Annotated in this window: 29 protein-coding genes; 21 read left to right on the forward strand and 8 right to left on the reverse strand. The window is 71.3% G+C overall.

Features of this window, described 5'->3' with window-relative positions; all coding sequences use genetic code 11:
- The first annotated feature begins 85 nt into the window (after window positions 1–85).
- Both ACWD2L_RS04995 and ACWD2L_RS05000 read left to right on the forward strand, forming a co-directional pair.
- A complete protein-coding gene (locus ACWD2L_RS04995) occupies window positions 86–1,114 on the forward strand; it encodes a LacI family DNA-binding transcriptional regulator (RefSeq protein WP_351338099.1) in 1,029 nt (342 codons plus the stop codon).
- Window positions 1,115–1,332: 218 nt separating this feature from the next.
- Window positions 1,333–1,824: a nitroreductase/quinone reductase family protein gene (locus ACWD2L_RS05000; RefSeq protein WP_351338096.1), complete on the forward strand. Its 492-nt coding sequence runs from the start codon at window positions 1,333–1,335 to the stop codon at window positions 1,822–1,824.
- Here the strand turns inward: ACWD2L_RS05000 and ACWD2L_RS05005 are convergent.
- Window positions 1,795–2,271: a flavodoxin family protein gene (locus ACWD2L_RS05005; protein WP_351338129.1), complete on the reverse strand. Its 477-nt coding sequence runs from the start codon at window positions 2,269–2,271 to the stop codon at window positions 1,795–1,797. The genes ACWD2L_RS05000 and ACWD2L_RS05005 overlap by 30 nt on opposite strands.
- Window positions 2,272–2,426: 155 nt before the next feature.
- On the opposite strand from ACWD2L_RS05005, the gene ACWD2L_RS05010 reads away from it, so the two are divergent.
- The 3 genes from ACWD2L_RS05010 to ACWD2L_RS05020 all read left to right on the forward strand — a co-directional run bounded on the left by ACWD2L_RS05010 (window position 2,427) and on the right by ACWD2L_RS05020 (window position 5,813).
- On the forward strand, window positions 2,427–3,734 hold the full coding sequence (locus tag ACWD2L_RS05010) for an alpha/beta fold hydrolase (protein ID WP_351338093.1): 1,308 nt from the start codon (window positions 2,427–2,429) through the stop codon (window positions 3,732–3,734).
- 85 nt (window positions 3,735–3,819) lie between these two features.
- The gene (locus ACWD2L_RS05015; protein ID WP_351338091.1) at window positions 3,820–4,572 is read left to right on the forward strand and encodes a PIG-L deacetylase family protein; all 753 of its coding nucleotides are present in this window, start codon (window positions 3,820–3,822) and stop codon (window positions 4,570–4,572) included.
- A gap of 47 nt (window positions 4,573–4,619) precedes the next feature.
- Entirely contained in the window at window positions 4,620–5,813 is a 1,194-nt protein-coding gene (locus ACWD2L_RS05020; protein ID WP_451187229.1) for a GDSL-type esterase/lipase family protein, read from the forward strand.
- A gap of 75 nt (window positions 5,814–5,888) precedes the next feature.
- Here the strand turns inward: ACWD2L_RS05020 and ACWD2L_RS05025 are convergent, their stop codons facing one another.
- Window positions 5,889–6,440 carry a hypothetical protein gene (locus ACWD2L_RS05025; protein ID WP_351338089.1) on the reverse strand — a complete coding sequence of 184 codons (552 nt, stop codon included), beginning with the start codon at window positions 6,438–6,440 and terminating at the stop codon, window positions 5,889–5,891.
- A 192-nt stretch (window positions 6,441–6,632) separates the two neighbouring features.
- Here ACWD2L_RS05025 and ACWD2L_RS05030 point away from each other — a divergent pair, with 192 nt between their 5' ends.
- The 3 genes from ACWD2L_RS05030 (at window position 6,633) to ACWD2L_RS05040 (ending at window position 9,026) form a co-directional block, all read left to right on the forward strand.
- Complete coding sequence (locus ACWD2L_RS05030) at window positions 6,633–7,211, forward strand: TetR/AcrR family transcriptional regulator (protein WP_351338086.1); 579 nt, start codon at window positions 6,633–6,635, stop codon at window positions 7,209–7,211.
- A gap of 94 nt (window positions 7,212–7,305) precedes the next feature.
- The gene (gene hemC, locus ACWD2L_RS05035; protein ID WP_351338084.1) at window positions 7,306–8,238 is read left to right on the forward strand and encodes a hydroxymethylbilane synthase; all 933 of its coding nucleotides are present in this window, start codon (window positions 7,306–7,308) and stop codon (window positions 8,236–8,238) included.
- Between the two features lie 143 nt (window positions 8,239–8,381).
- Complete coding sequence (locus ACWD2L_RS05040) at window positions 8,382–9,026, forward strand: LysE family translocator (RefSeq protein ID WP_351338081.1); 645 nt, start codon at window positions 8,382–8,384, stop codon at window positions 9,024–9,026.
- Between the two features lie 24 nt (window positions 9,027–9,050).
- On the opposite strand, the gene ACWD2L_RS05045 is transcribed toward ACWD2L_RS05040, so the two are convergent.
- Entirely contained in the window at window positions 9,051–9,995 is a 945-nt protein-coding gene (locus ACWD2L_RS05045; RefSeq protein ID WP_351338079.1) for an amidohydrolase family protein, read from the reverse strand.
- A 58-nt stretch (window positions 9,996–10,053) separates the two neighbouring features.
- Here ACWD2L_RS05045 and ACWD2L_RS05050 point away from each other — a divergent pair, with 58 nt between their 5' ends.
- The gene (locus ACWD2L_RS05050) at window positions 10,054–10,584 is read left to right on the forward strand and encodes a MarR family winged helix-turn-helix transcriptional regulator (RefSeq protein ID WP_351338076.1); all 531 of its coding nucleotides are present in this window, start codon (window positions 10,054–10,056) and stop codon (window positions 10,582–10,584) included.
- Window positions 10,585–10,628: 44 nt separating this feature from the next.
- On the opposite strand, the gene ACWD2L_RS05055 is transcribed toward ACWD2L_RS05050, so the two are convergent.
- The 3 genes from ACWD2L_RS05055 to ACWD2L_RS05065 all read right to left on the reverse strand — a co-directional run bounded on the left by ACWD2L_RS05055 (window position 10,629) and on the right by ACWD2L_RS05065 (window position 13,212).
- Window positions 10,629–12,014, reverse strand: a complete 1,386-nt coding sequence (locus ACWD2L_RS05055) for an MFS transporter (RefSeq protein WP_351338075.1) — start codon at window positions 12,012–12,014, stop codon at window positions 10,629–10,631.
- Window positions 12,011–12,598, reverse strand: a complete 588-nt coding sequence (locus ACWD2L_RS05060) for a TetR/AcrR family transcriptional regulator (protein ID WP_351338073.1) — start codon at window positions 12,596–12,598, stop codon at window positions 12,011–12,013. Before ACWD2L_RS05060 ends, ACWD2L_RS05055 begins: the two co-directional genes overlap by 4 nt.
- A 71-nt stretch (window positions 12,599–12,669) precedes the next feature.
- Complete coding sequence (locus ACWD2L_RS05065; protein WP_351338072.1) at window positions 12,670–13,212, reverse strand: TetR/AcrR family transcriptional regulator; 543 nt, start codon at window positions 13,210–13,212, stop codon at window positions 12,670–12,672.
- Window positions 13,213–13,276: 64 nt separating this feature from the next.
- Between ACWD2L_RS05065 and ACWD2L_RS05070 the strand changes: the two genes are divergently transcribed.
- The 3 genes from ACWD2L_RS05070 to ACWD2L_RS05080 all read left to right on the forward strand — a co-directional run bounded on the left by ACWD2L_RS05070 (window position 13,277) and on the right by ACWD2L_RS05080 (window position 15,671).
- Window positions 13,277–14,263: an SDR family NAD(P)-dependent oxidoreductase gene (locus ACWD2L_RS05070; RefSeq protein WP_351338071.1), complete on the forward strand. Its 987-nt coding sequence runs from the start codon at window positions 13,277–13,279 to the stop codon at window positions 14,261–14,263.
- A 68-nt stretch (window positions 14,264–14,331) separates the two neighbouring features.
- The gene (locus ACWD2L_RS05075; RefSeq protein WP_351338068.1) at window positions 14,332–15,171 is read left to right on the forward strand and encodes an enoyl-CoA hydratase/isomerase family protein; all 840 of its coding nucleotides are present in this window, start codon (window positions 14,332–14,334) and stop codon (window positions 15,169–15,171) included.
- A 68-nt stretch (window positions 15,172–15,239) separates the two neighbouring features.
- Entirely contained in the window at window positions 15,240–15,671 is a 432-nt protein-coding gene (locus tag ACWD2L_RS05080; protein ID WP_351338065.1) for a PPOX class F420-dependent oxidoreductase, read from the forward strand.
- 57 nt (window positions 15,672–15,728) lie between these two features.
- Here ACWD2L_RS05080 and ACWD2L_RS05085 read toward each other — a convergent pair whose 3' ends face one another.
- Window positions 15,729–16,640 (reverse strand): SDR family oxidoreductase, encoded by a 912-nt coding sequence (locus ACWD2L_RS05085; protein ID WP_351338062.1) that lies wholly within the window; start codon window positions 16,638–16,640, stop codon window positions 15,729–15,731.
- Between the two features lie 153 nt (window positions 16,641–16,793).
- Here ACWD2L_RS05085 and ACWD2L_RS05090 point away from each other — a divergent pair, with 153 nt between their 5' ends.
- Both ACWD2L_RS05090 and ACWD2L_RS05095 read left to right on the forward strand, forming a co-directional pair.
- Window positions 16,794–17,285, forward strand: a complete 492-nt coding sequence (locus tag ACWD2L_RS05090; RefSeq protein ID WP_351338059.1) for a DUF2975 domain-containing protein — start codon at window positions 16,794–16,796, stop codon at window positions 17,283–17,285.
- Window positions 17,285–17,506 (forward strand): helix-turn-helix domain-containing protein, encoded by a 222-nt coding sequence (locus tag ACWD2L_RS05095; RefSeq protein WP_351338056.1) that lies wholly within the window; start codon window positions 17,285–17,287, stop codon window positions 17,504–17,506. Before ACWD2L_RS05090 ends, ACWD2L_RS05095 begins: the two co-directional genes overlap by 1 nt.
- Window positions 17,507–17,526: 20 nt before the next feature.
- Here ACWD2L_RS05095 and ACWD2L_RS05100 read toward each other — a convergent pair whose 3' ends face one another.
- Window positions 17,527–18,561 (reverse strand): NAD(P)/FAD-dependent oxidoreductase, encoded by a 1,035-nt coding sequence (locus ACWD2L_RS05100; protein ID WP_351338055.1) that lies wholly within the window; start codon window positions 18,559–18,561, stop codon window positions 17,527–17,529.
- 152 nt (window positions 18,562–18,713) lie between these two features.
- Between ACWD2L_RS05100 and ACWD2L_RS05105 the strand changes: the two genes are divergently transcribed.
- From ACWD2L_RS05105 to ACWD2L_RS05135, 7 genes are all read left to right on the forward strand, one after another.
- Window positions 18,714–19,298, forward strand: coding sequence for a helix-turn-helix domain-containing protein (locus ACWD2L_RS05105; RefSeq protein WP_351338124.1), 585 nt, complete (start codon window positions 18,714–18,716; stop codon window positions 19,296–19,298).
- A 108-nt stretch (window positions 19,299–19,406) separates the two neighbouring features.
- Complete coding sequence (locus ACWD2L_RS05110) at window positions 19,407–20,396, forward strand: NADPH:quinone oxidoreductase family protein (RefSeq protein WP_351338053.1); 990 nt, start codon at window positions 19,407–19,409, stop codon at window positions 20,394–20,396.
- Window positions 20,393–21,577 (forward strand): acyl-CoA dehydrogenase family protein, encoded by a 1,185-nt coding sequence (locus ACWD2L_RS05115; protein ID WP_351338050.1) that lies wholly within the window; start codon window positions 20,393–20,395, stop codon window positions 21,575–21,577. The genes ACWD2L_RS05110 and ACWD2L_RS05115 overlap by 4 nt, the downstream gene beginning before the upstream one ends.
- The gene (locus ACWD2L_RS05120; protein WP_351338048.1) at window positions 21,574–22,683 is read left to right on the forward strand and encodes an acyl-CoA dehydrogenase family protein; all 1,110 of its coding nucleotides are present in this window, start codon (window positions 21,574–21,576) and stop codon (window positions 22,681–22,683) included. The genes ACWD2L_RS05115 and ACWD2L_RS05120 overlap by 4 nt, the downstream gene beginning before the upstream one ends.
- A 122-nt stretch (window positions 22,684–22,805) precedes the next feature.
- On the forward strand, window positions 22,806–24,389 hold the full coding sequence (locus ACWD2L_RS05125; RefSeq protein ID WP_351338045.1) for an ABC transporter substrate-binding protein: 1,584 nt from the start codon (window positions 22,806–22,808) through the stop codon (window positions 24,387–24,389).
- Window positions 24,386–25,378, forward strand: a complete 993-nt coding sequence (locus tag ACWD2L_RS05130) for an ABC transporter permease (RefSeq protein ID WP_351338043.1) — start codon at window positions 24,386–24,388, stop codon at window positions 25,376–25,378. Before ACWD2L_RS05125 ends, ACWD2L_RS05130 begins: the two co-directional genes overlap by 4 nt.
- The gene (locus tag ACWD2L_RS05135; protein ID WP_351338041.1) at window positions 25,371–26,267 is read left to right on the forward strand and encodes an ABC transporter permease; all 897 of its coding nucleotides are present in this window, start codon (window positions 25,371–25,373) and stop codon (window positions 26,265–26,267) included. The genes ACWD2L_RS05130 and ACWD2L_RS05135 overlap by 8 nt, the downstream gene beginning before the upstream one ends.
- Window positions 26,268–26,292: the final 25 nt, after the last annotated feature.

Consider the following 26,292-nt stretch of genomic DNA (forward strand, 5'->3'; position numbering starts at 1 on the left):
CGGTCGTCCGGTGCGTCGAACACCAACCGGGCACAGCCACGTACACTCCGACTGCCGCACCAGCTCACCAGGAGGACCACACCCGATGGCACAGTCCGTGGGGATCAAGGACGTCGCCCGTGAGGCGGGGGTGTCCGTGGGCACGGTCTCGAACGTGATCAACCGGCCCGAGGCCGTGGCCGACGCGACGCGGGCCCGTGTCCAGGCCGCCATCGAGCGGCTCGGCTACGTCCGCAGCGAGTCGGCGCGCCAACTGCGCGCCGGGCGCAGCCGCATCATCGGCCTGCTCGTCCTCGACATGGGCAACCCGTTCTTCGTGGATGTAGCGCGCGGTGCCGAGCGTGCCGCGCGGGACACCGGGCTCGGCGTGATGGTCTGCAACAGCGCGCAGAGCCCGGCCGAAGAGGCCGACTACCTGTCGCTCTTCGCCGAGCAGCGGGTACGCGGAGTCCTCCTGACACCCGCCGAGGCGACCGGCCCCACCGTGGAGGCGTTCCGCCGGCACGACATCCCGTTCGTGCTGGTGGACCGGGTCGCCGAGGGCGCCACCGAATGCTCGGTGTCGGTCGACGACGTCAACGGCGGCGCGCTCGCCGTGCGCCACCTCATCGACGCGGGGCACCGCAGCATCGCCTACGTCAGCGGCCCGCGCACGCTCAACCAGGTGGAGGACCGCCGCCAAGGCGCCCTGCGTGCCCTGAAGGAAGCCGGCCTCCCCGCGTCCGTGCTGCGCGAACTCCCCACGGACCGCCTCGACGTGGCAGCGGGCCGCGACGCGGGCGCCCGCCTCCTCGGCCTCACCGAGCGCCCCACCGCCGTCTTCTGCGCCAACGACCTCCTCGCCCTCGGCGTCCTGCAGTCCCTCTACGCGGCCGGGGTCCGGGTGCCCGACGACATCGCGATCGTCGGCTACGACGACATCGAGTTCGCGGCGGCCGCCGCGGTCCCCCTCACCTCAGTGCGGCAACCCGCGGTCCACATGGGCGCCCTCGCCGCGGACCTCCTCCTGGAGGAGATCGAGGCGACGGACGACCCGGAGCGTGCGCACGAGCACCGACGGGTGGTGCTGCAACCGGAGTTGGTGGTGCGGGGATCGAGCTTGGGCGCGCGCTGAGCGTTCTGGTCTTCCGGTCCGGTCCGGTCCGGGCGTGGGTGCGTGCTGAGCCCCGGTCATGGCAGCCCGCACTTTGGACGAGAGCCCGCGGGGTCCGGGGCAGCGCCCCGAGACGTAGGCACCCGCCCCCGGTCAGTCCCGTTCGGCCCTACCCGGGGCGGGCTCCCGCCGCTACCGTGCCCCGGAACCGTAGCCAACAGCGCGTGGGGGAGGTCGCCATGCCGACCGGGGACCGTACGAAGGCGCCGTGGCTCCCGCCACGCTGGTTCATCCGCCTGGCCTGGTCGACGCACCGGGGTGCGTACCGCGCCTTCGGCGGCCGGATCGGACTGTGGAAGCCGCGCCCCGACAAGTGGGGCACCTTGCGGCTGACCACCATGGGCCGCCGTACGGGCCGCCCGCGCGGCGTCATCGTCGCTTACGTAGAGGACGGTCCACGTCTCGTCACGCTGGCGATGAACGGGTGGGGCGAGGGCGAGCCCGCCTGGTGGCTCAACCTCCGGGCACACCCCGAGGCGATGGTCCAGCTGGTCAGCGGGCGCCGGACGGTGCGGGCGCGCGCCGCGACGGGCGACGAGCGGGCGCACTTGTGGGACCGCTGGCGCGAGATCGAGAAGAACCTCGACGCGTACGAGGCGAAGCGGTCGTTCGAGACCACGGTGGTGGTCCTGGAGCCCCTGTCAGGACACCGGTCCCCGGACGCCCCGTAGCCGCGTGGCGAACTCCCGTGCCGCGACCAGATCCCCGTCGCCCGGCCGCTGCTTGTGGATGCCGCCGACGAGCTTGAAGGGCGCCCAGGTGTCGAACGCCCTGCACGAGAAGGTCCCGTCCACCGCGTATCCCTTGCCTTCGAGGAGGCGGACCAGCGGACGGGCGAATCGCGTCAGGGGCGTCTCGGGAAGCCCACTGGTGGCGAAGACGAAGGCCCGGCCCTGCCCCCGCCCGGCGGGCAGGGTCCGGGCGAAGTCCGTCAGGCGCGGGTGCAGCTTGGCGTAGAAGACACCGGAGCCGAAACCCACGAGGTCGGCATCCGCGAGCTCCGCGGGGTCGGCCTGCTCCGGGGTCACGACCTTCGCGCCCAGGACCTCGGCCATGGTGTCGGCGACACGACGCGTATTGCCGTGCGATACGGAGTGACACACGAGGACGGCGTTCATCTCCACGATCGATCCTTTCTCCGGCCTCCGAGGAGGGCCTCCATCGATGGCTTACACAGGTAGGACAGTTCAGGAGTGCCGGATGTGACACCGGTCGAACACCGAGGTGGGAAACTGGGCGGACGTACCATCCGCACCGCCGCACAGGAGTCGCATTGAGCGCCGCCAGCTACCGACAGGCCGGGGTCGTCCTGACCGACCGTCGGTTCTCCGTACCCCTGGATCATGACCTTCCCGACGGGGAGCGCATCGAGCTCTACGCGCGCGAGGCCGTCGCTCCGGGGCGCGCCCACGAGAAGCTGCCGTGGCTGCTCTACCTCCAGGGCGGCCCCGGCTTCGGCGCCAACCGCTTCTCCGGCCCGGCGGCCTGGCTCGGCCGCGCACTGAAGGACTACCGGGTCCTCCTCCTCGACCAGCGCGGCACCGGCGCCTCCGCCACCGTCAACCGCCAGACGCTTCCGCTGCGCGGCGACGCCGAGCAACAGGCGGCGTACGTAGGGCACTTCCGCTCCGACTCGATCGTGCGTGACTGCGAGTTCATCCGCCGGGAGGTCACCGGCGGCGCGCCCTGGACGATCCTCGGGCAGAGCTTCGGCGGCTTCTGCGCCGTCCGCTACCTGTCGTCCGCGCCGGAGGGCCTGGAGACCGCGATCATCACGGGAGGGCTGCCGACGCTCGACGGCCACGCGGACGACGTCTACCGGGCCGCGTACCCGCGCGTCGAGCGCAAGGTTCGTGCGCACTACGCCCGTTACCCGATGGACGTCGAGCGGGCGAAGGAGATCGCCGCGTACGTCCAGGAGCACGAGCCGGTCCTTCCGAACGGCTACCGCCTGACCGTCCCCGCCTTCCAGTCCCTCGGCATCTGGCTCGGCGCGGGCGACGGCAGCGACCGGCTGCACTACCTCCTCGAGGACGCGTTCGTGCGGACACCGGGCGGGCGTGAGCTGTCGGACGCGTTCTGCGAACAGGTCGCGGGCGCGCTGTCCTACCGCCCCCACCCGCTGTACGCCGTGCTGCACGAGGCGATCTACGCGCAGGGCGGCAGCCGGGCCACCGACTGGTCCGCGGAGCGCGTACGCGGTGAATTCCCGCAGTTCGACGGGGAGAAGGCCCTCGCGGGCGGCGGACCGCTGCTGTTCACCGGCGAGACGATCCACCCGTGGCAGTTCGACTGCGACCCGGCGCTGCGTCCACTGCGCGAGGTCGCGGAGCGGCTCGCGGCCCGCACCGACTGGGCGCCGCTGTACGACCCGACGCGGCTCGCCGCCAACGAGGTCCCGGCGGTCGCCGCCGTCTACCACGACGACATGTACGTCGACACGGAGCACGCGCTGCGCACGGCCCGGAGCATCCGCGGCCTTCGCCCCTGGGTGACGAACGAGTTCGAGCACGACGGACTGCGCGCGGGCGGCCCGCGCGTGCTCGACCGGCTGCTTGCGATGGCGCGGGGCATGGCATAAGAACCGCCCTGCGGCTCTTTGTGATGGCGCGGGGCATGGCGTAAGAGCGTGCCCTCGGTTCGGGCAGCGCCATAGGCTTACCGGCATGACCCTGCCCGAACCGAACACCCAAGCCCCGCTGCAGCCCATGCCGGAGGACTGGCAGCGCGCCCTGGCCGTCGTCGCCCACCCGGACGACCTGGAGTACGGCTGCTCCGCCGCCATCGCGGCCTGGACGGACGCGGGCCGCGAGGTCACCTACGTACTCGCCAGCCGGGGCGAGGCCGGCATCGACACCCTCGAACCCGCCAAGTGCGGCCCGCTGCGCGAGCAGGAGCAGCGGGCCAGTGCGGCCGTCGTCGGGGTGGAGACGGTCGAGTTCCTCGATCACCGCGACGGCGTCATCGAGTACGGCACGGCGCTGCGCCGCGACATCGCCGCCGCGATCCGCCGGCACCGGCCGGAACTCGTCATCACCCTCAACCACCGTGACACGTGGGGCGGCGTCGCCTGGAACACGCCCGACCACGTCGCCGTCGGCCGGGCCACGCTCGACGCGGCCGGCGACGCGGGCAACCGGTGGATCTTCCCCGAGCTGGCGGACGACGGGCTGGAGCCGTGGGGCGGGGTGCGGTGGGTGGCCGTCGCCGGTTCCGCACAGCCCACCCACGCCGTCGACGCGACGGCCGGGCTCGAGCGTTCCATCAGCTCCCTCCTCGAACACCGCACGTACATCGAGGTGTTGACGAGCGAGGACCCGGAGACGTATTGCCGGACCTTCCTCACCGGGAACGTGCAAGCGGCGGCGGAGCGGTTCGGCGGAAAGCCGGCGGTGCCGTTCGAGGTGTTCGGGCGGTAGGCCCCGCGTTCTCCGAGGGCACGTGGGCTGTGGGCTTGTGGGCACGTATGCGAATCCGGACACGGGATGTTCGACCCGAGGCAGGAGCGGTGACGGTGGCGGTGCGGGCGGTTCCACTGGTGTGCGGGCCGGTGGAATTCCGGGGTGCGCTGGACTTGGAGACCACGCGGGTGGGCGTGATGCCGCGCCGGTTGCCCGCTTGGACCATGGAGCAGTACCAGGACCCCTCGGTGTACGGGGCGACCCTGATGCCTTCGGGCGTGCGGCTGGTGTTCCGCACGGACGCGCGTGAGCTGGAGTTCGAGGTGCTCACCTCCACAGGGCAGCTCGAATCCGACCTCTATCCCCGCCCGACCGGGATGCTGGAGCTGGTGGTGGACGGCGTCCTGGCCGGACGTCGGAAGGCGCCGGTGGGCAACGTGCTGCGGATGGCGGGCCCGGGGGCCACGCAGAGGCTGATCCCGGGCGAGCCGGGGACCGTACGGTTCACCGGGCTGCCGGGCGGCATGAAGAACGTCGAACTGTGGCTGCCGCAGCAGACCCCCACGGAACTGGTGGCACTGCGCGCCGACGGAGAGGTGCTGGCGCCACTGCCTGATGGCCGCCGCCGGTGGGTGCACCACGGCAGTTCCATCAGCCACTGCATCGAGGCCGACGGCCCGACCGGCACCTGGCCGGTGGTGGCGGCCGCGCTCGGAGGAGTGGAGGTGATCAACCTCAGCCAGGCGGGCAACGCGCTGCTCGACCCGTACGTCGCCCGGACGATCCGCGACATGCCCGCCGACCTGATCAGCCTCAAGACGGGCATCAACATCGTGAGCCTGACCGCCTTCCGGTCGCGTACGTTCGGCCCGGCCGTGCACGGATTCCTGGACACGATCCGTGACGGGCACCCGGACACCCCGCTCCTGCTGATGTCCCCGGTGAGCTGCCCCGCACTCGAGGAGTCCCCCGGCCCGACCACGACGGGACCGGACGGGAAGATCACGGCCCTGGGCGACCCGGGAGAGGTGGCCACCGGGGCGTTGACACTGACCGTGGTCCGCGCCGAACTGGCCCGGATCGTGGCGGCCCGCAAGGCACACGACCCCCACCTCCACTATCTCGACGGCCGTGAACTGCTCGGCCCGGACGAGGTGTCCGACCTGGCCGACGGCCTTCACCCCACAGCTTCCGCATACCGCCGGATGGGCAAGCGCTTCGCCGCCCACGTCTTCGCGGACGACGGCCCCTTCGGCTGACCGCGGCTGGTCCGGCGGTCGGGCGCCGCTCGACATGAGCGACGCCGAGGCGCCTTCAACGCCGGACGCGTCGCTTCAGCGCCGCAGACGGAGCGCGGAGACGAGGAAGAAGACGCCGCCGAGGAAGGCGTATCCGGCCAGGTTGGTCAGCGAAGCCCCGTCCTTCGCCGCCTGGGCGATGAAGGAGGCCCCGGCGAGCGCGGAGATGCCGCCGCTGACGATCATCGGCCACTGCCCACCCATGCCGCGCCGCAGGACACCGACGGTCAGCTGGGCGAACCCCGCGGTGATGGCCCAGGCGCCCCACACGCGCAGCACGGCCGGGATGCCTGAGGAGACGGCCAGGATCAGTCCCACCGTGGTCAGGACGCTGAGCGCGATGTTCGCGTAAAGGCCGCGCACCGGCCCGCGGTTGGCCCTGGCGGAGCGGACGTCGACGATCGCGCAGGCCACGTCGAACAAGGGATAGAGCACCAGCAGTGTTTTGCCCAGCGGGCCCAGGGCGCCGGCGCTCGTGAACAGCAGTCCGGCCCATACGGTGGCGAACGCGAAGCGGAGAAGGTACAGACGTCGCAGTGCCGCGACGGGGTTCGCCGCGGGGGCGGGTGCGGAGACGACGGTTTCCATGAGGATCCCTTTCGGAGGGCGGAGGAGGAGCGGAGGAGGAGGCGTGCCGCGCCGGAGTTCTCGACGCGCTTTGAGGCCCGACACTCGACCGAGGGAGAACGTTCGGTCTCTTTCTGTTTCCCATCTAAAGCCGTCCGCGCCCCGCCGTCAAGACCGAACGTTCTCCCTCGCATGCCTGGTACCGTTGGCGCCATGAGTGCGAGCACGGCAGGCGGCAGGACGTCCGAGGCGCGGGCGCGGCTGCTGTCCACGGCGACCCGCATCTTCTACACCGAGGGGATCCACTCCGTCGGTGTGGACCGGATCATCGAAGAGGCCCAGGTCACCCGGGCCACGCTGTACCGGCACTTCAAGGGCAAGGAAGAGCTCGTCGTCGCCTACCTGCAGCAGGCCGATCAAGGCATCCGGGGTCAGGTCGAGGCCGTCCGCGAGCAGGAGCTCCCGGCCGCCGATACAGTCCGCGCCGTCGCCCGCACGATCACCGACGGCATTCGGTCCTCGGGCTTTCGCGGCTGCGCCTTCCTGAACGCGGCGGCCGAATACCCCGCCCCGACCCACCCGGTCCACCAGGCCGTGCTGGCGCATCGGCAATGGTTCCTGGAAACCACCGTCGAGCTGCTCGGTCAGGCCGGCTGCACGCCCGCGGACGAGGCGGGCCGGCACTTCGTGATGCTCCGGGACGGCGCCATGGCCGCCGGCTGCCTCTTCGACCCCGCGCTGATCTCCGAGACGTTCCTGTACGGGGTGGAAGGCATCCTGCGCGCGGAATGAGTTCGAGGTCGAGGCGTGCCGAGCCCCGCTGAGTGCGGATCGCTCCGCGTGGGGGTGTCGGTTCCCTCGCGGTCGGAGCGGCTATCGTGTCGGCATGTCAGCCGAGTTGATCCGTATCGTCTCCCGTTCGTCGCCGATGGCGCTGGCCCAGGTGGAGCGTGTTCGCGCCGAACTCGCCGTGCTGCACCCCGAGATCCGGACCGAGGTCGTGCCCGTCACGACCAGCGGCGACAAGTGGATGGGCGACCTGTCGAAGCTCGGCGGCAAGGGTGCCTTCACCAAGGAGGTCGACCGGGCGCTGCTCGACGGGCAGGCCGACCTCGCCGTGCACTGCCTCAAGGACATCCCGGCCGACCGGCCGCTGCCCGAGGGCTGCACCTTCGGCGCGTACCTGAAGCGGGACGACGTACGGGACGCGCTGATCGACCCGGCGGGCCGTACCCTCGACGAGCTGCCCGAGGGCACCCGCGTCGGTACGTCATCCGTCCGCCGCGTCGCCCAACTCGCCGCGTCCCACCCGCACGTGGAATGCGTCCCGATGCGCGGCAACGCCAACCGCCGCATGGAGAAGATGGCGGCGGGCGACGCGGACGTCCTCCTGCTCGCGCTGTCGGGACTCGAGCGGATCAACCGCACCGACGTCATCACGGAGGTCCTCTCGCCGGAGGTGATCTGCCCGCCGATCGGCGCGGGGATCCTGGCGTTGCAGTGCCGCGAGGGCGACGACTCGACGCTGGAGGCGGTGACCGGCCTCGGCGACCGCGACACCTGGCGCGAGGCGACCGCCGAGCGCATGTTCCTGCATGTCTTGCAGGGTCACTGCAACTCGCCGATCGCCGGCTACGCCCGCGCCGAACGCTCCGGCGACCTGTCGCTGCGGGGCTGTGTGTTCACCCCCGACGGCAAGCGGGTGCTCAACGCGCAGGAGTGGGCGGGCCCGTTGGACCCGGCGACGCTGGGAATGTCGGTGGCGGTGGCGCTGCTGCGCCAGGGCGCACGGGAACTGATCGACGGGATCCCGCACTGAGGGCATCATGCCTGACGCCTGACCGGCGGGCCCCCTTGATCGCGTAATCTTCGGCACGGGTGTTCGGGCATCGTGTCGCCGTCCGTCGCACCCGGGCGCCCCATCCGCATCGGGCGCCCGACGAGCGATCAGGAGGACGACCGGTGATCAGTGCGACCGCAGTCGGGGGAGTGGCCCTGATCGAGCTGGGCATGGCCCTCACACCGGGACCGAACATGATCCACCTCGCCTCCCGCGCGATCACCCAAGGGCGCAGGGCGGGCCTGGTCAGCCTCAGTGGGACCGCCGTGGGATTCGTGGCCTACCTGCTGGCAGCGGCCGCCGGCCTGTCCGCACTGTTCGCCGCCGTGCCGGTGGCGTTCCTGGTGGTCAAGCTGGCCGGGGCCGTCTACCTGGCCTACCTCGCCTGGAGCATGCTCAAGCCCGGCGGCCGCTCGCCGTTCGCCCCGGCCGGCGACCTGCAGCCGGTCTCCGATGCCCGGCTGTTCTCCATGGGGCTGTTGACCAACCTGCTCAACCCCAAGATCGCGCTCATGTACGCCGCGCTGCTGCCCCAGTTCCTCGACCCGCACGCGGGGCCTGCCTGGGGGCAGTTGCTCCAACTCGGCGGCGTACAGATCCTCGTGGGGATCACCGTGAACGCCCTGATCATGCTCGGCGCCGCCCGGGTATCGGGGTTCCTGGCCGCCCGTCCCCGCGCCATGGCCGTCCAACGCTTCACGGCGGGCGGCCTGCTCGGCATCTTCGCGGTGCGTACCGCGCTGTCCCGTACGCCTGTATCGGGCTGAGCCACGACCGCCGATGTCGCGCGGTCAGTGGGCGAGGCGGGGGAAGAGCGCTTCGGCGTTGTCGCGGTCGATGGCCTCGGCCTGGCCGGGCGTGAAGTCGGGGTACGAGGTCAGATACCTGTTGTAGTACGTGCCGGCGTCCTGGGGAGCGAAGGGCCAGTCGCTCCCGTAGAGGACGTGGCCGCGTTCGGCGAAGGCCAGCAAGGCGGGCAGGGCGCTGGGGCTCGCGGACAGTGCGGTGTCGAAGTAGAACCGCTTGAGGTCGCGCAGGACGTCCTCTGCCGTGCGGCCCGGGTCGACGACGGCCGAGGCCAGCCCGGTGAACCGGTAGGCGGCGTAGGGGAGGAAGCCGCCGCCGTGGGAGAGGATCACGCGCATGTTCGGGTAACGGCTCATGACGCCGTTGAGCACCAGGTTGAGGGCGGTGCGGGTGGTGTCGAAGACGTAATCCGCGAGGGGGGCGGGGGTGCCCGGCAGCAGTGGCATCGGCGGCTGGGCGGGGTGGATGAAGACGCTGGCCGCGCGGCGGTCGAGTTCAGCCCACAGCGGCTCGAAGTCCGGGTCGCCGAGGTAGCGGCCGTGGGTGTTGGACATCAGTACCACGCCGTCGGCATGCAGGGTGTCGAGTGCGTGGACGGCCTCCGTCACGGCGGCGTCGACGTCGGGCAGCGGGACGCTCGCGAAGTGGCCGAAGCGGTCGGGGTGGTCCTTGACGACCTCGGCGCCGTATTCGTTGACGGCGCGCGCGAGGTCACGGGCGGCCGCGTCGCTGTCGAGGTGCACGCCGGGTGCGGTGACCGACAGCACGCCAGTGGCGATTCCCTGCTGGTCCATCATCGCGATGGCGCTTTCCGGGCTCCAGGACGGGATGGCCCAGCCGCCCGAGTCCAGGCCGCGTGAGTCGAGGGCCCGGGCCCAGACGGGCGGGACGATGTGCTGGTGGACGTCGATGCGGGCAGGAAGGTCCATGGCACTTAGCTCCCTATTGGTTAGCGTGCTAACGAATGCATTTAGTAAGCTAACGGTCATGGCTGACGTGAGCAAACGCGCAGGTGAGGAGCGGCGGGGCGCCGACGGCGACGAGGGTGGTGTGGAGGAGCTGGCGCGCGCCGCTGATCAGCTCTTCTACGCCATGCGCCGATCGCGGGCCGCTTCTGTCGGCCGGTCCGAGGCCGGGCTGTCCCTGGCGCAGGTGGCGATGCTGGAACCGCTGGTGGAAGACGTTCGAGGGGAAGGGGCGTCGGTCGGGGGGCTCGCCGCCGGGGCCGAGGTCAGCGTCCCCACCGCCACTCGAATGCTCAAACAGCTCGAGGCTGACGGGGTGGTCACGCGGAGGCGTTCCGAACACGACGAGCGGCAGGTGCTGATCCGTCTCACCGAGGATGGCGCCGACCGGCTTGCCGCCATGCGCGCCGAGCTGAGGGCGCGTCAGTCCCAGGTCCTGGCACACTTCACGCCAGAAGAGCGCCACGCGCTCGCCGCGCAGCTCCAGCGGCTTGCCGGCGTCATCAGCGACACCGCATCGCGTTCGGCCGGAGGTAAGGCTGCGCAGGGGTGACGGGTGGGGCGTATCGATCCCCGTCACCACTCCGGCCGCTGTTCCTAGGGCGTTTGCGTACGGGCTCGGGTCGTTCCCTGCTTTGCCTCGGCGGGAAGCCGGACGGCGGCCGCGCAGGCGATGAGCAAGAGGATCGCAAGCGCCGTCAGTGTCACGCCCATCGACGCCACGAAGTCGGCGCCGCCCGCGAGCAGCGTCGTCGCCGTCGCCACGCCGAGTGTCGGGCCCACGTTCATCGCCGTCTGCTGGAGGCCGCCCGCCACGCCGGCCGTGCCGAGGGCGGCCCGGCGGACGAGGGACTCCGTCGCCGCGACCATCACCGTGCCGAAACCCGTGCCCATCGCGAACGCGCAGGCCCCGATGGCCAGTTGGGTCGCCGACGTGTCGAGGCGACCGAAGCCGAACACCCCCGCCGCCAGGAGCAGCATCCCGGCCGACGTCGTCGCCCGGCTCCCGAAGCGGCGCAGCAGTACCGGGGTGAGCGGCGCCGCGAGCACCATGCACAGCGCGGCGGGCAGCATGTGCAGCGCCGTGCCGAGCGGGTCGAGGCCGAGTACATCCTGAAGGAAGTACGTGGCCACGAACAGCGTGCCGAACAGCGCCGCCGAAGCCGTCAACAGGATGCCGAGCGCGGGCGCGACCGCCGGGGACGCGAGCAGCGCGGGGGACAACAGTGGGTCCGGCACGCGGCGTTCGTGTACGACGAAGGCGACCGCCACCGTCCCCGCTCCGGCCGCGAGCAGCACCGTGCCCGCCGACCACCCCGCTCCCGGGAGCGCGGCCAGCGCCGCCACCAGGCAGCCGAGCGCCGCCGCGAGCAGCAGCGCACCGCCCGGATCGAGCCCGACGGCGCGCGTTCCGGTCACCGGCGCCCGGTCCCGTACTGCCAGGACGAGCACCGCGATCGCCACCGCGGGCAGCACGCCCAGGAAGAACACCGAACGCCAGCCCAGATGCGCCGTGAGTACCCCGCCGACCAGCGGGCCCGCGGCAGCGGCGACACCGATCGCGCTGGTGCGCAACGCGATCGGCGTACCGAGCGAATCGGCGGCGTAGGCGGCCCGCAGCATGCCGAGCGTCGCCGGCTGAAGCAACGCGCCGCACACTCCCTGGAGGACGCGCAGGGCGATCACCCACCGGATGTCCGGCGCGACACCGATCCCGGCGGAGGCCGCCGCGAACCCGAGCATCCCGTATCCGAAGAGCCGCGTGTGCCCGTAGCGGTCGCCGAGCCGTCCGGCGAACACCAGCAGGCTCGCCACCGCGATCAGATAGCCGGTGCTGGTCCACTGGACCTGCGTGAGGGAGGCGTCGAGGTCGTCCTGGAGCGCGGGCTGGGCGACGGTCAGGACCGTGCCGTCGAGCGCGACGAGGACCGCGCCGACGACGCTGCCCGCGAGTGTGATGCGCCGACGCGTGAGGTCGTTCATCGGGGCGCCGGGCCCAAGTGGGCGTCGAGCACCGAGGTCAGTAGAGGCTCGATGTCCTCTGCGGTGACGGCCAGTTGGAGGCTGCCCCAGCCCCACAGTTGGGCGACCCCGTGCAGGTTCGCCCACAACGCGCCTGCCACGAGGGCGGGTTCCGCGTCCGGGCGCGCTGCCGAGACTCGGTCGGCGAGCACCTTGAACAGCGGAAGGCTCGTCTCGCGCAGCCCCAACTCGCCACTCTCCAAGAGGTCGTGGCGGAACATCAGCTCGTACATGCCGCGGTGTCGCGCCGCGAAGTCGAGATAGGTGCGCGCCAGGGCGGCGACCTGGGTGCGTGGGTCCTGCCCGGCGTCGGCGAGTGCCCGCGTTGCGTGTTCGCCGAGGTCCGCGAAGCCGCGTCGGGCGATCGCCGACAGCAGCTCCAGGTGGGTGGGGAAGTAGCGGCGGGGCGCGCCGTGCGAGACTCCCGCCCGCCGCGCGATCTCGCGCAGTGACAACGCGGCCGCGCCCTCCGCGTCGACGAGTGCCACGCCGGTGTCGATGAGGTGCTCGCTGAGGCTGCCGCCCGTGGTGCCGTTCGTCTGCATGGACACTGTCTACCCGATGGAGGTAGACAGTGTCTACGGTGTTGTCGACGTTACCGGCGTCCGTCATGTCTTCAGCGCATCAGCAGTGCGACCGCGGTCCTCATCCGGTCCACGTAGAAGTCCCGTGTCGCGGCCTGGTGCTTGAGGCCGATGGAGGCGCTGATCAGTGTCCGGGCGATGGGGGTGGCGGTCTTCCGTGCCGATTCGAGGGCGATCGCGTTGGTGATCAGGACCTCGAAGCGCCGTGGCGCGGTGTCGACGATCTCGCCGAGGAGGCCGGGGTTGTCCTCGATGACCACCGTGATGTCGCCCGACAGCGGGCCGATGTACCGACCGGCCCACCGGTCCAACGCGTCCACGAGGCGCGCGGCGAGGGGGCGGCCGGCGTCCGCCAGGATGTGTTCGATCGCGCTGATGTCCTGATCGAGCGTCTGGGTGACCGCGGCGCGGAACAGGGTCTCCTTCGAGGAGAAGAGGAAGTAGAGGCCGGGCCGGGAGATGTGCGCGGCCCGTGCCACCTCCTCCATCGAGGTCTTCCGGTATCCGAATCGCGCGAACGTGGCCATGGCGGAGTCCAGGACCAGGGTGCGCCGGTCGGCGTCGGGGCTGCTCATGGGGCGAGCGTAGGCGACGGATTACGTACTATACAAATAATGTTCAGTGCGTATAGTCGGCCGCATGGATGCCCACGCCCTCATCACCACGCCCTTCACCGCCTCCAGCACCGCGGACGAGGTGCTTCGCGGTGTCGACCTCGACGGTCTCCGTGCAGTCGTGACGGGGGCGTCCTCCGGGCTCGGGGCCGAGACGGCGCGGGCGCTGGCAGCCGCCGGCGCGGACGTGACGCTCGCCGTCCGCGACACGGCCGCGGGTGAGGCCGTCGCTGAGAAAGTCGAGAAGTCGACCGCCGGGACTCGGCCGCGGGTCGTCCGGCTCGACCTCGCCGACGGGGCCTCCGTCGCACGCTTCGCCGACACCTGGGACGGCCCGCTCCATCTGCTGATCAACAACGCAGGCGTCGTCACTGGCGGCCTCGAACGCACCCGTGAGGGCTGGGAGTTGCAGTTCGCGACGAACCACCTCGGCCACTTCGCGCTCGCCACCGGGCTGCACGGCGCATTGGCGCGGGGCGCGGCCGACCGCGACGGAGCACGGATCGTCGCGGTCAGTTCCACGGCCCACATGCGTGCCGGTGTCGACTTCGACGACCTTCACTTCGAGCGTCGTGCGTACGACCCGCAGCTCGCCTACGCCCAGTCCAAGACGGCGAACGCGCTCTTCGCCGTCGAGGCGACCCGCCTCTGGGCAGCGGACGGCATCGTGGCCAACGCGGTGAACCCAGGGGGTGTCGCGACGGGGCTCCAGCGGAACTTCACACCCCAACAGAAGGCGTCGCTCGACGCGGCCGAGGCCGCCGGTACCTTCACGTACAAGACCGTCGAGCAGGGGGCCGCCACCAGCGTCGTCGCGGCCGTCGCCCCGCAGTTCGCCCGCACGGGAGGCCACTACCTCGACGACGGGCAAGAGGCGTACACCGTGCCGAACGACGCCGAACTCGTGCGGCACCCGCACGGCGTCAAGGAGTGGGCGCTCGATCCCGCGACCGCCGAGCGGCTTTGGGCCGTCTCGACCGGTCTGCTCCGCCGGGGCGTGTCTCGTCGATGACGTAGGCGTCCGTGAGTTGAGCGTGCAGGTGTCTTCAGGATGCTGCTTCCCGCCGCTACCCTGCGCGGATGATCGACACGACCGACACCCGGATCCCCGAAGGGGACGAGCGGCGGATGCGCCTCGACGTCGAGAAGGGCGGCGTCGGTGTGCTCACGCTGTGCCGTCCGGCCAAGCTCAACGCCTGGAGCTGGGAGTCCAGTCGGCAGCTGGGCATCATGGCCGACCGGATCCGGTTCGACGAGCGGATACGTGCGGTGCTGCTGCGCGCCGAGGGGCGGGCCTTCTGTGCGGGGATCGATGTGACCGCGCCCGGCGGCGGCATCGAGGGGGAGAGCGGTTCCGCGCGGCATCGGGCGTACTACGAGGGCATCCGGTGGGTGCACGAGCGGTTCGCCGCGTTCGCGCGGCTGCCGCAGCCCGTGGTCGCCGCCGTGCAGGGGTACTGCCTCGGTTTCGGGTTCGAGCTGGCGCTCATGGCGGATGTGCGGATCGCGGCCGACGACGCCGTGTTCGCCCTGCCGGAGGCGCAGTTGGGGGTCGCCGTCGACGCGGGCGGGGACCTGCGGATCGCGCGTGAGGCGGGGGCCGGGTGGGCGAAGTTCCTCGCGCTCACCGGGCGGCGGATCGACGCGGAGACCGCCCACCGGCTCAACCTGCTCCAACAGGTGGTACCTGTCGTCGAGTTGGAGCGTGCCTCACGCGACGTGGCCGCCGAGATCGCCGGCAACGCGCCGCTCGCCGTGCAGTCCGTCAAGCGCGACATCGACGCGTACGCCGACGCGGGGCTCGACGCCGCGCTCGACCGGGTCGCCATGAGCGCGGCGCTGACGCTCACCTCCGAGGACGCGACCGAGGGGTTCACGGCGAAGGCGCGGCGCAGGCCGCCGGAATACCGGGGCGCGTGAGACGTTCGCAACGGTGTCGGCGGACCACGTCGACGCCGTAGCGTCCGTCCCCCGACCGAAAGGTGACCATGACCACCGCACCCTTCGCCCCGCGCACCCTCCTCACCGAGAGCCGGCTCGGCGTCCTCGCCACACTCAAGGCCGACGGCCGGCCGCAGCTCTCGCCGGTGCAGCCGTTCTACGACCCCGGCACCGAGACGTTGTACGTGTCGATGACCGAGGGCCGCGCCAAGACCGCCAATCTGCGCCGCGACCCCCGCGCCGCACTGGAGGTGACAGCCCCGGACGGCCGGGCCTGGGCCACCGCCGAAGGCACCGTGAAGCTCGTCGGACCGGGCACCGACCCCAAGGGGCCGGAGGTCGAGGCGCTCGTCGAGTACTACCGCAAGGCCGCGGGCGAGCACCCGGACTGGGACGAGTACCGGTCGGTGATGGTGTCCGACCGCCGGGTGCTCATGGTGATGGACGTGGACCACGTGTACGGGCAGCGGATCGGCTGATGTCCCGGTTCACGGATCGGCTGATGTCCTGGTTCAAGGATCGGTTGATGTTCGGGCTCACGGTGCGAACGGGCCGCGCCCCAACTGCTCACGCACCGGCGTCACCGGTTCGTTGACCAGAGCGCGCCGCTGCCAGTTCGCGCCGTCCACCACAAGCGTGTGGCCGCTGATGAAACGGGCGTAAGGGGAGGCGAGGAACGTCGCCGCCCAGCCCAACTCCCGTGGCGCGCCCACCCGGAGAGCGGGCTGGCGGGCGGCGGGGTCCTCGGCGCGGTCGAGGTTGTCGCGGATGTCGGGTGTCATGTCCTCGTGCGGCATGAGGCCCGGCACCAGGCCGTTGACCTGGATGCCGTACGGCCCCCACTCCACGGAGAGGGTTTCCACCAGGTTCTTCACGCCTGCCTTCGCCGCCGAACTGTGCGCGTAGCCGGGCCCGCCCGTCCACGCGTACGACGCGCCGACGGCGATCATCGAGCCCGGCGTGCCCGCGGCCAGGTGACGGCGCCCGAACTCGCGGGTCATGAAGTACGTGCCGTTGAGCGTGATGTCGACGACCGTGCGCCAGCCGTTCGGTGACAACTCCTCTGCCGGGGCGGGGAAGTTGGCGGCCGCGTTGTTCACCAGGACGTCCGGGATCCTGCCGTGCGCCGCGAGGGCCGCGTCGAAGACCTCCGTGATCCGGGCCGCGTCCCGGATGTCACAGGTCGCCGCCGTGATCAACCCCGCTCCCTCGATCGCCTGCAACTCCTCGCGCGCGGGCGCCAGATGCTCCGCCTTCCGGCTGACGATCATCACGTCGGCCCCGAGCCGCACGAACTCCGCCGCCACGGCCCGCCCGAGCCCGGTCCCACCTCCGGACACCAGCACGACCCGGCCGTCGTACGTGTCCGGGGGCAGCGCGGACGCGCCGAGTGGGGGAGGGGCGGGGAGGCCGCGCGGGGCGGGCGAGGAGTGCGTCATGGCGCACATGGATACCTCCTGAACGCTCAACCTTCCATGGCTTGGCGGCTGTTGGGTGCAGGCGGGCCCGGGAATCCCGGCCCGCACGAACCCCGTATTTGCCGCGCCTATCGTTTTTCGATAGATTTCCATCGCGATTCAATGGAAAGGTCAGGGTGGGTCATGGGGAAGTGGACTGTGCGTGCGCTGCGCGCCGTGCTCGCGGTGGTTCTCGCGGGCACCGTGTTCGTCCAGGTGCTGATGGTGTGGGTGTTGGTCAGCGGGAGCGATCCGGAGGACGGCACGATGCCGCTGACCGCGCTGCGCGTGATCGCGATCCTGGGAATGGTCGCGGCTCAGGTCGCCCTGGTCTGCGTATGGCGGCTCGTGTCGATGGTGCGGCGCGGAACCGTGTTCTCCCACGCCGCCTTCCGGTACGTGGACGGGGTGATCGGCGCGATCGTGGCGGTCGGCGTGCTGTGGTTCGTCGTCACGGGTGTCAACGCGCCCGGCCAGTCGGACGATCCGGGCGTCACCCTCATCATGGGCGGGATCGGCCTGGCCATCCTCGGTGTCGCGCTCATCGTGCTCGTGCTGCGGATGCTGCTCGCCCAGGCGGTCGCGCGCGACGTCGAGGCGACGGAGCTGCGGGCCGAGCTGGACGAGGTGATCTGATGCCGATCGTCGTCGACGTCGACGTGATGCTCGCCAAGCGGAAGATGTCCGTCGGCGAGCTGGCCGAACGCGTGGGGATCACCCCAGCCAATCTCGCGGTTCTGAAGAACGGCCGCGCCAAGGCGGTCCGCTTCACGACCCTCGCCGCGCTCTGCGACGTACTCGAATGTCAGCCCGGTGACCTGCTGCGGTGGGAGGCGGAGGGCGCCGCGGGCGCATGAGGCGCCCCGGCACCCGCCCGTCACGCCCCCACGGTCTCCCGCCGCGCGCGTGCCACCGCCCGCTCGCCTTCCGGTGAGAACACCCCGGCCCTGCGCCGCGCCACCTCCTGCTCCAGGTCCGCCTGGAGCAGTTGCGCGTGGAGCGTGACACCCGCCCGGTAGCCCGCGCTCGCCGCGTTGACGACCTGTTCCGCGGGGCCGGTCGCGTTCCCCACGGCCCATGCGCCCGGCACGCTGGTCAGGCCTGTCGGATCCACCTCGACGAACGGGCCCATCGGGGTCTCCTTGGTCCGGGCCCCGAGCGCGCTCAGTAGGGAGTCGCGCGGCACCATCACCGTCGGGACGACCACCACCGACCGCGGGAACACCCGACCGCCTTCGAGGCGCACCCCGGTCAGCCGGTCGTCCGTCACCTCGATGCCCTCGACCCTGCCGCTCACCACGCTCACCCCGGCCGCCGCGAGGGTCTGCCAGTGCTCGTCCGGGAGGTCGTCCTCGTCCGTGCCGTTCAGGAACAGCGTCACGTCCGGGGAGAGGCCGCTGAACAGGACGGCCTGGTGGATGCCCGTCGCCTTGCGGTAGAGGACGGCGATGGGCTGGTCCCGCACCTCGTAGCCGTGGCAGAACGGGCAGTGGATCACGTCGTCGCCCCAGCGTTCGGCGAGGCCGGGGATGTCCGGGAGCTCGTCCACCAGGCCGGTGGCGATGACGAGGCGTCGCGCGTGCACCTGGCCGCCGTCCGCGAGGGTCACCTCGAACTCACCCGAACCGTCGGCCTCGGCCGCCGTCACCCGGTCCCGTACCAGCTCGACGCCGTACTCGGCGATCTCCCGCCGCACCTCGGCCAGGAACTCGGCCGGCGGCATGCCGTCCCGCGACGGGAAGCCGTGCATGTGCGCGGCCGGCGCGTTGCGCGGGTCGCCCGCGTCGACCACGAGGACCGAGCGGCGCGAGCGGCCCAGGATCAGCGCGGCCGTCAGGCCCGCCGTCCCGCCGCCGACGACCACGACGTCGTACGCGTGTCGCTTGATCCCTGCCGGAGTCTGAACCTGCATCGTGACCACCTCGCACTCGAAAACTGCTGTGTTCCCGAAGGTGCATCCACTCCTGCCGTATTGACAAACAAGCTTGCTGAAACTGCAATGGATTCATGAATCGGCAAGGTCACCAGAACCATGAACATGAGGGCGAGCAGTCCGACGCGGGCATGGAGGCCGTCCTGTCCGGCGTCGGGCCCAGGCTGCGCGCGCTGCGCAAGGACCGTGGCGCCACCCTGTCCGGGCTCTCCGAGACCACCGGAATCTCCGTGAGCACGCTCTCCCGCCTGGAGTCGGGCCTGCGCAAGCCCAGCCTCGAGCTGCTGCTGCCCATCGCCCGCGCGCACAAGGTCCCCCTCGACGAGCTGGTCGGCGCGCCGCCCGTGGAGGATCCGAGGGTGCAGGCCAAGCCGATCGTCCGCGGCGGGCGCACGCTCATCCCGCTGACGCGCAAGCCGGGCGGCCTCCAGGCGTACAAGGTGATCGAGCCGAAGCGTCGGATGGAGAACCCGGAACAGAAGTCGCACGAGGGCTACGAGTGGATGTACATGCTCTCCGGGAAGCTGCGGCTGCTGCTCGGCGAGCACGACGTGATCCTGGAGCCGGGGGAGGCCGTCGAGTTCGACACCCGCGTGCCGCACTGGTTCGGGTCGACGGGGGAGGGGCCCGCCGAGTTCCTGATCCTGTTCGGGCCGCAGGGCGAGCGCATGCACGTACGGGCGCGGCCCGCGCGCAGACCGGCCGACGAAGACTGAAGCCGCGCGGGCGAAGACTGACCCCCACGGGGCATTCACAGATCGGCAAGCGACCGCTTAGTATGCGGCCGAACCCGGTTTGACGAAGCAGTCCCGTGGAGGCTCCGCATGCAGGCATGGCAAGTGCACGAGAACGGCGAGCCGAGCGAGGTGATGCGCCTCGAAGAGGTGGAGCGTCCCGAGCCCGGTGCGGGGCAGGTTCTGCTCAAGGTGCGCGCCGCCAACATCAACTTCCCGGACGCCCTGCTCTGCAAGGGGCAGTACCAGGTCACGCCGCCGCTGCCGTTCACGCCGGGCGTCGAGATCTGCGGCGAGACCGAGGACGGGCGCCGCGTCATCGCCAACCCCGTGCTGCCGCGCGGCGGCCTCGCCGAGTACACGGTCGCCGACGCGAAGTCCCTGCTGCCCGCGCCCGATTCGCTCGACGACGCCGAGGTCGCCGCCCTGCACGTCGGCTACCAGACCGGCTGGTTCGGCCTGCACCAGCGCGCCCACCTCCAGGCCGGCGAGACGCTGCTCGTGCACGCCGCCGCGGGCGGGGTCGGCAGCGCCGCCGTACAGCTCGGCAAGGCGGCGGGCGCCCGGGTCATCGGCGTCGTCGGCGGCCCTGCGAAGGCGAAGGTCGCGGCCGAACTGGGCTGCGACGTCGTGATCGATCGGCGCTCCGAGGACGTCATCGCCGCCGTGAAGGAGGTCACCGGAGGCCGCGGCGCCGACGTGATCTACGACCCGGTCGGCGGCGACGCCTACAAGCAGTCCACGAAGGTCGTCGCCTTCGAGGGCCGCATCCTGGTCATCGGCTTCGCGTCCGGCGTCATCCCGACCGCGGCGCTCAACCACGCGCTGGTGAAGAACTACTCCATCGTCGGGCTGCACTGGGGCCTGTACGCCACCAAGAACCCGGGGCTCATCCCGCACTGCCACCAGAAGCTCACCGAGCTGGCCGCGAGCGGCGCCATCAAGCCCCTCGTCAGCGAGCGCGTCGACCTGAGCGACGCCGCGTCCGCCGTGCAGCGCGTCGCCGACGGCATCACGACGGGCCGCGTCGTGGTGGTGCCGGGCCTGAACGCCCGTCAGCAGGAAGGAGCCGCCGCATGAGCGTCGACGCCACCCAACTCCGGCAGAACACACGGGAGTTCCTGGCCGCACACCCGCCCGCGACCACGCCGCGCGAGGACTTCCTCAGCGCCCGCTTCGACGCCGGGCTCGCCTGGGTGCACTACCCCGAGGGCCTCGGCGGGCTCGACGCGCCGCGCGCCCTGCAAGCCGTCGTCGAGGCCGAGATGACGGCCGCGGACGCGCCCGACAATCATCCGCGGCGCAACGGCATCGGGCTCGGCATGGCCGCCCCCACCATCCTGCGCTACGGCACCGAAGACCAGAAGCGGCGCTTCCTCAAGCCGCTCTGGGTCGGCGAGGAGATCTGGTGCCAGCTGTTCAGCGAGCCCGGCGCGGGATCCGACCTCGCCGCGCTCGGTACCCGCGCCGTCCGTGACGGCGACACCTGGGTCGTCAACGGCCAGAAGGTGTGGACGTCCGGCGCCCACAACGCCCGCTTCGCGATCCTCGTCACCCGCACCGACCCGGACGTGCCCAAGCACAAGGGCATGACGTACTTCGTGTGCGACATGACCGATCCCGGCGTCGAGGTCAGGCCGCTGCGCCAGATCACCGGCGAGGCCGAGTTCAACGAGGTGTTCCTCTCCGACGTCCGGATCCCCGACGCCCACCGGCTCGGCGAGGTCGGCGACGGCTGGCGGGTCGCCCAGACCACCCTCAACAACGAGCGCGTCTCCATCGGCGGCATGCGCGTCCCGCGCGAGGGCGGCCTTGTGGGCCTCGTCGCCAAGACCTGGCGCGAGCGCCCCGAACTGCGCACCCACGACCTGCACCAGCGCCTCGTGAAGCTGTGGGTCGAGTCCGAGGTCGCGCGCCTCGCGTCGGAACGCCTGCGCCAGCAGCTCGTCGCCGGGCACCCCGGCCCCGAGGGCGCGGGCATGAAGCTCGGCTTCGCCCGCCTCAACCAGGAGATCAGCGGCCTGGAGGTCGAACTCCTCGGCGAAGAGGGGCTGTTGTACGACGACTGGACCCTGCGGCGCCCCGAGATCGTCGACTTCGCGGGCCGCGAGGCCGGTTACCGGTACCTGCGCGCCAAGGGGAACAGCATCGAGGGCGGGACGAGCGAGATCCTGCTGAACATCGTCGCCGAGCGCGTCCTGGGCCTGCCGTCCGAGCCGCGCACCGACAAGGACGTCGCCTGGAAGGATCTCGCCAAGTGAGCACCCACAGCACCGAACCGGACCTCCTCTACTCCGAGGAGGAGGAAGCGCTCCGCTCGGCGGTCCGCGACCTGCTCACCGACCACTGCGACGCAACCGAGGTCCTCGCCCGCGTCGACACGGACGCGCCGCACGACCGCGCACTATGGAAGAACCTCGCCGAGACGATGGGCCTGGCCGGCCTCCTCGTCCCGGAGGACAAGGGCGGCCAGGGCGCCTCGCACCGCGAAGCGGCCGTCGTCCTGGAGGAGTTGGGGCGCGCCGTCGCCCCCGTGCCGTACCTGACCAGCGCCGTCATCGCCACGGAGGCGCTGCTCGCCTGCGAGGGCGACGAGGCGGCAACCGTCCTTGCCGCGCTTGCCTCCGGCCGTTCCATTGGTGTGCTCACCGTGCCGCTGTCGGCCACGTCCGGGCAGGACTTCAAGGACGTACGAGAGGAGGGCGGGGCGCTGACCGGGCGCATCACCGGCGTCGCGGACGCGGCCGCCGCCGATGTGTTCCTGGTGCCCACCGCGAGCGGCCTGTTCGCCGTCGACGCGGGCGCCGAGGGGGTCACCGTCGAGCCGCAGACCCCGCTGGACCGTACGCGCCCGCTGGCCGCCGTGACGTTCGCGGGGGCCGCCGGACGGAAGCTGACCGACAGTGCGGCGACGGCGGTGCGGCGCGCGCTGCGGGCCGGCGCCGGGCTGCTGGTGTCCGAGCAACTGGGGCTCGCCGACTGGCTGTTGACGGAGACCGTGCGCTACACGAAGGAGCGCAACCAGTTCAACCGGCCCGTCGGTTCCTTCCAGGCGCTCAAGCACCGCCTCGCCCAGCTGTGGCTGGAGACGGTCAACACACGGGCCGCCGCCCGCAACGCGGCCGACGCGCTCGCGACCGGCAGCGAGGACGCGGACATCGCGGTCGCCGTGGCTCAGGCGTACGCGGCGCCCGTCGCGGTGCACGCCGCCGAGGAGGCGCTCCAGCTGCACGGCGGCATCGGCATGACGTGGGAGCACCCGATCCACCTGTACCTCAAGCGCGCCAAGGCGGACTCGATCGCGCTCGGCACGGCGGGGCGGCACCGGGAGGAGTTGGCCGAACTGGTCGATCTGCGGGCTCCCTGACGGCAGGCGCCGCGCACACAACTTCACAGGCAGGGCACAGCCGGGTTTTACCTCTCCTTGACGAGATGACATTATTGCGACTCATTCGCAATAACATCAGATCTTGAATAGGGGTGGGTGGCGTGGCCAGGCCGGCACGGAGCGCGACAGCAGGGGCAGCGGTCGCCGCATTGGCGGTGACCGCTGCGGCGTGCGCGGCGCCGAACGACGACGCCAAGGGCAGCGGCGCCGACAGCGCCGTCGTCGGCATCGCCTACGAGCCCGACAGCCTCAGCCCGCTCCTCGGCTACGGCAAGGACGGCAACTCGAAGATCTTCGACGGGCTGCTCACTCACGACGCCGACATGAAGCTCAAGCCCGCCCTCGCGGCCGAGCTGCCCAAGGTCACCGACGGCGGCCGCACCTACACGTACGAGCTGCGCGACGGCGTGAAGTTCAGTGACGGCAAGCCGTTCACCTCCAAGGACGTCGTCTTCACGTACGAGTCCATCCTCGACAAGAAGACCAACAACGCCTCCAAGGCCGAACTGGACGCCGTCAAGGACGTAGAGGCGAAGGGCGACGACGCCGTCGTCTTCCACCTCAAGTACCCCTACGCACCGTTCGCCGAGCGCACCGTCCTGCCCATCGCGCCCGAGCACGTCGCGGGCAAGGGCGACGTGAACAACGGGAAGTTCACCACCAAGCCGATCGGTACCGGGCCGTACAAGCTGGTGAAGTGGTCCAAGGGCGAGAAGCTCGTCTTCAAGGCCAACCCCGACTACTGGGGCGGCGCACCGAAGATCAAGAACTTCACCATGGCGATCATCAAGGACGACGACGTGCGCGCCACCCGGCTGCGCTCCGGCGACCTCGACGGCGCCATCCTGCCGCCCAACCTCGCCAAGACGTACACGTCGGACCCCGACATGAAGACGTACGCGGCGAAGACCTTCGACTACCGCGTCGTCACCCTGCCCACCGGCAACAAGGTCGCGGGCGACAACGCCGTCCGTCGCGCCCTCGACATCGGCGTGGACCGCAAGGCCATGGTCGACCAGATCCTGGAGGGCGCGGGCAAGGAGGCCTACGGCCCCGTGCCCACCGACAGCCCCTGGTTCACCAAGGGCACGGAGCGTACGCACGACATCGCCAAGGCCAAGAAGCTCCTGGACCAGGCGGGTTGGAAGGCCGGCGCCGACGGCATCCGCGAGAAGGACGGCGTCCGCGCCGCTTTCCCGCTCTGGTACCTCACCGGCGACAAGCTCCGCCAGGACCACGCCCTCGCCTACGCCTCCGACGCCAAGAAGCTCGGCATCGACGTCAAGGTCGAGAGCGGCACCTGGGAAGTCATCATGCCCCGCATGCCCAAGGACGCCGTCCTCGCCGGTGGCGGCGCGCCCGCCGACCCCGACTTCGACCAGTACTCGCTGCTCAAGTCCTCCCTCGCGGGCGACGGCTTCAACAACATGGCGCACTACGACAACAAGAAGGTCGACGCCGCCCTGGAGGCCGCCCGCCGCACCGACGACAAGGCGAAGCGGCAGGCCGCGTACGACACCGTCCAGCGCGAGCTCGTGAAGGACCCCGGCTACACCTTCCTCACCCACATCGACCACCTCTACGTGGTCGACAAGAAGTTCGGCGGCCTCTCCACCCAGATCGAGCCGCACGACCACGGGCTCGCCTCCGGGCCGTGGTGGAACGTGGAGGACTGGAAGGCATGAGCAGACGGCTCCCGTGGGGGCCGATGGCACGCCTGACGGGCCGGCGGATCGTGTTCGCCGTGCCCGTCCTCGCCGCCGTCACCTTCGGCGTCTTCGCGATCGCCGCGGCCTCCCCCTTCGACCCGGTCAAGGCGTACGCGGGCACGGCCGGGCTCACCGCGTCACAGGAGAACCTCGACCAGCTGCGCGTCAACCTCGGCGTCGACCAGCCCCTGTTCGCCCGCTGGTGGGACTGGCTGACGTCCGCGTTCGCCGGCGACCTCGGCGACTCGGCCGTCATGCGGCAGCCGGTCGCGCAGGTGATCGGTGAACGGCTCGGCTGGTCCGTCCTGTTGGCCGCCACCGCGTTCCTCGTCGCGATCGTGCTCGGCACCCTCCTCGGCGTGCTGGCCGCACGCCGCCAGGGCGGCTGGCTCGACCGTGCCGTCACCTCGCTCGCGTACACGCTGGAGGCCGCGCCCCCGTTCTGGCTCGGTCTGCTCGCCGTGTGGCTGTTCGCGCTGAAACTCGGCGTGCTGCCCGCGGGCGGCCTCACCGACACCGGCTCCTCCACGGTCACCGCCGGACAGGTGCTGTCCCATCTCGCGCTGCCCGCAGGCGTGTTGGCGATCTCGCAGCTTCCGTGGTTCGTCCTCTACGTCCGTCAGGGCGTCGGCGACGCGCTCGGCGAGGACCCCGTGCGCGGGGCCCGCGCACGCGGACTCGCCCCGCGCACCGTGCTGTTCGGGCACGCGCTGCGCTCCGGCACGCTGCCCGTGCTCACGCTCATCGGTTCACGGGTGCCCGAACTCATCACCGGGGCACTGCTCGTGGAGACCGTGTTCAGCTGGCCGGGCATCGCCGCCGCGACCGTGCAGGCGGCCACCTCCGTCGACTTCCCGCTGCTCGCCGCCGTCACCGTCCTCGCGACGCTCGCCGTGCTCGCCGGGAACTGGGCCGCCGACCTCCTGTACGGCATCGCCGATCCAAGGGTGGGCTTCGATGGCTGACCAAACCGCTGACCAGACCGTTGCGCCGGCCCTGGAATGGCGCACGCGCGGGATGCGGCGCCGCTCCACGCGCGCGTGGCGAATACGTTCGTCCGCGGTGCTCGTGTCCGTGGTGGTTCTCGCCGTGCTCCTGGTGCCGCCCCTGACGCAACTCGACCAGCAGGCCGTCGACCTCGCCGCGAAGCTCCAACCGCCGTCCTGGGCGCACCCGTTCGGCACCGACGACGTCGGCCGGGACCTGCTGTTGCGCAGCGTGTACGGGCTGCGGGTCTCGCTGCTCGTCGGCGTGGTGGCCGCCGTCGTCGCGACCGTCATCGGCACCGCCGTCGGGGCGCTCGCGGGCGCGCTCGGCGGCTGGGTGGACCGGGGCGTGATGCGCGTCGTGGACACCTTCTCGTCGGTGCCGCACCTGCTGCTCGGCATCTTCATCGTGGCGATGTTCCGGCCGGGCGTGTGGCCGGTCGTGATCTCGGTGGGCCTGACGCACTGGCTGTCGACGGCCCGCATCGTGCGCGCCGAAGTCCTCTCACTGCGCTCGCGCCCCTACGTGGACGCGGCGATCTCCGGCGGAGCCTCACGGTGGCGCGTGACGGTCAGACACCTCCTGCCCGGCGTCCTGCCACAGGCGGCGCTCGCCGCGGTCCTCATGGTGCCGCACGCCATCTGGCACGAATCCGCCCTGTCCTTCCTTGGCCTCGGCCTGCCCACCCACCAGGCCAGCCTCGGCACGCTCGTGCAGACGGCGCGCGGCTCGCTGCTCGCGGGTGACTGGTGGCCGACCCTCTTCCCCGGCCTGTTCATCATCGTCCCGACATTGGCCATCGCCGGCCTCGCGGGCGCCTGGCGCGAACGCCTGAACCCGCGCCGCCGATCGGAGCTGACCCTGTGACCACGGTGCTTTCGGTGGACGAGCT

It is taken from the genome of Streptomyces sp. NPDC002754 (genome assembly GCF_053592315.1).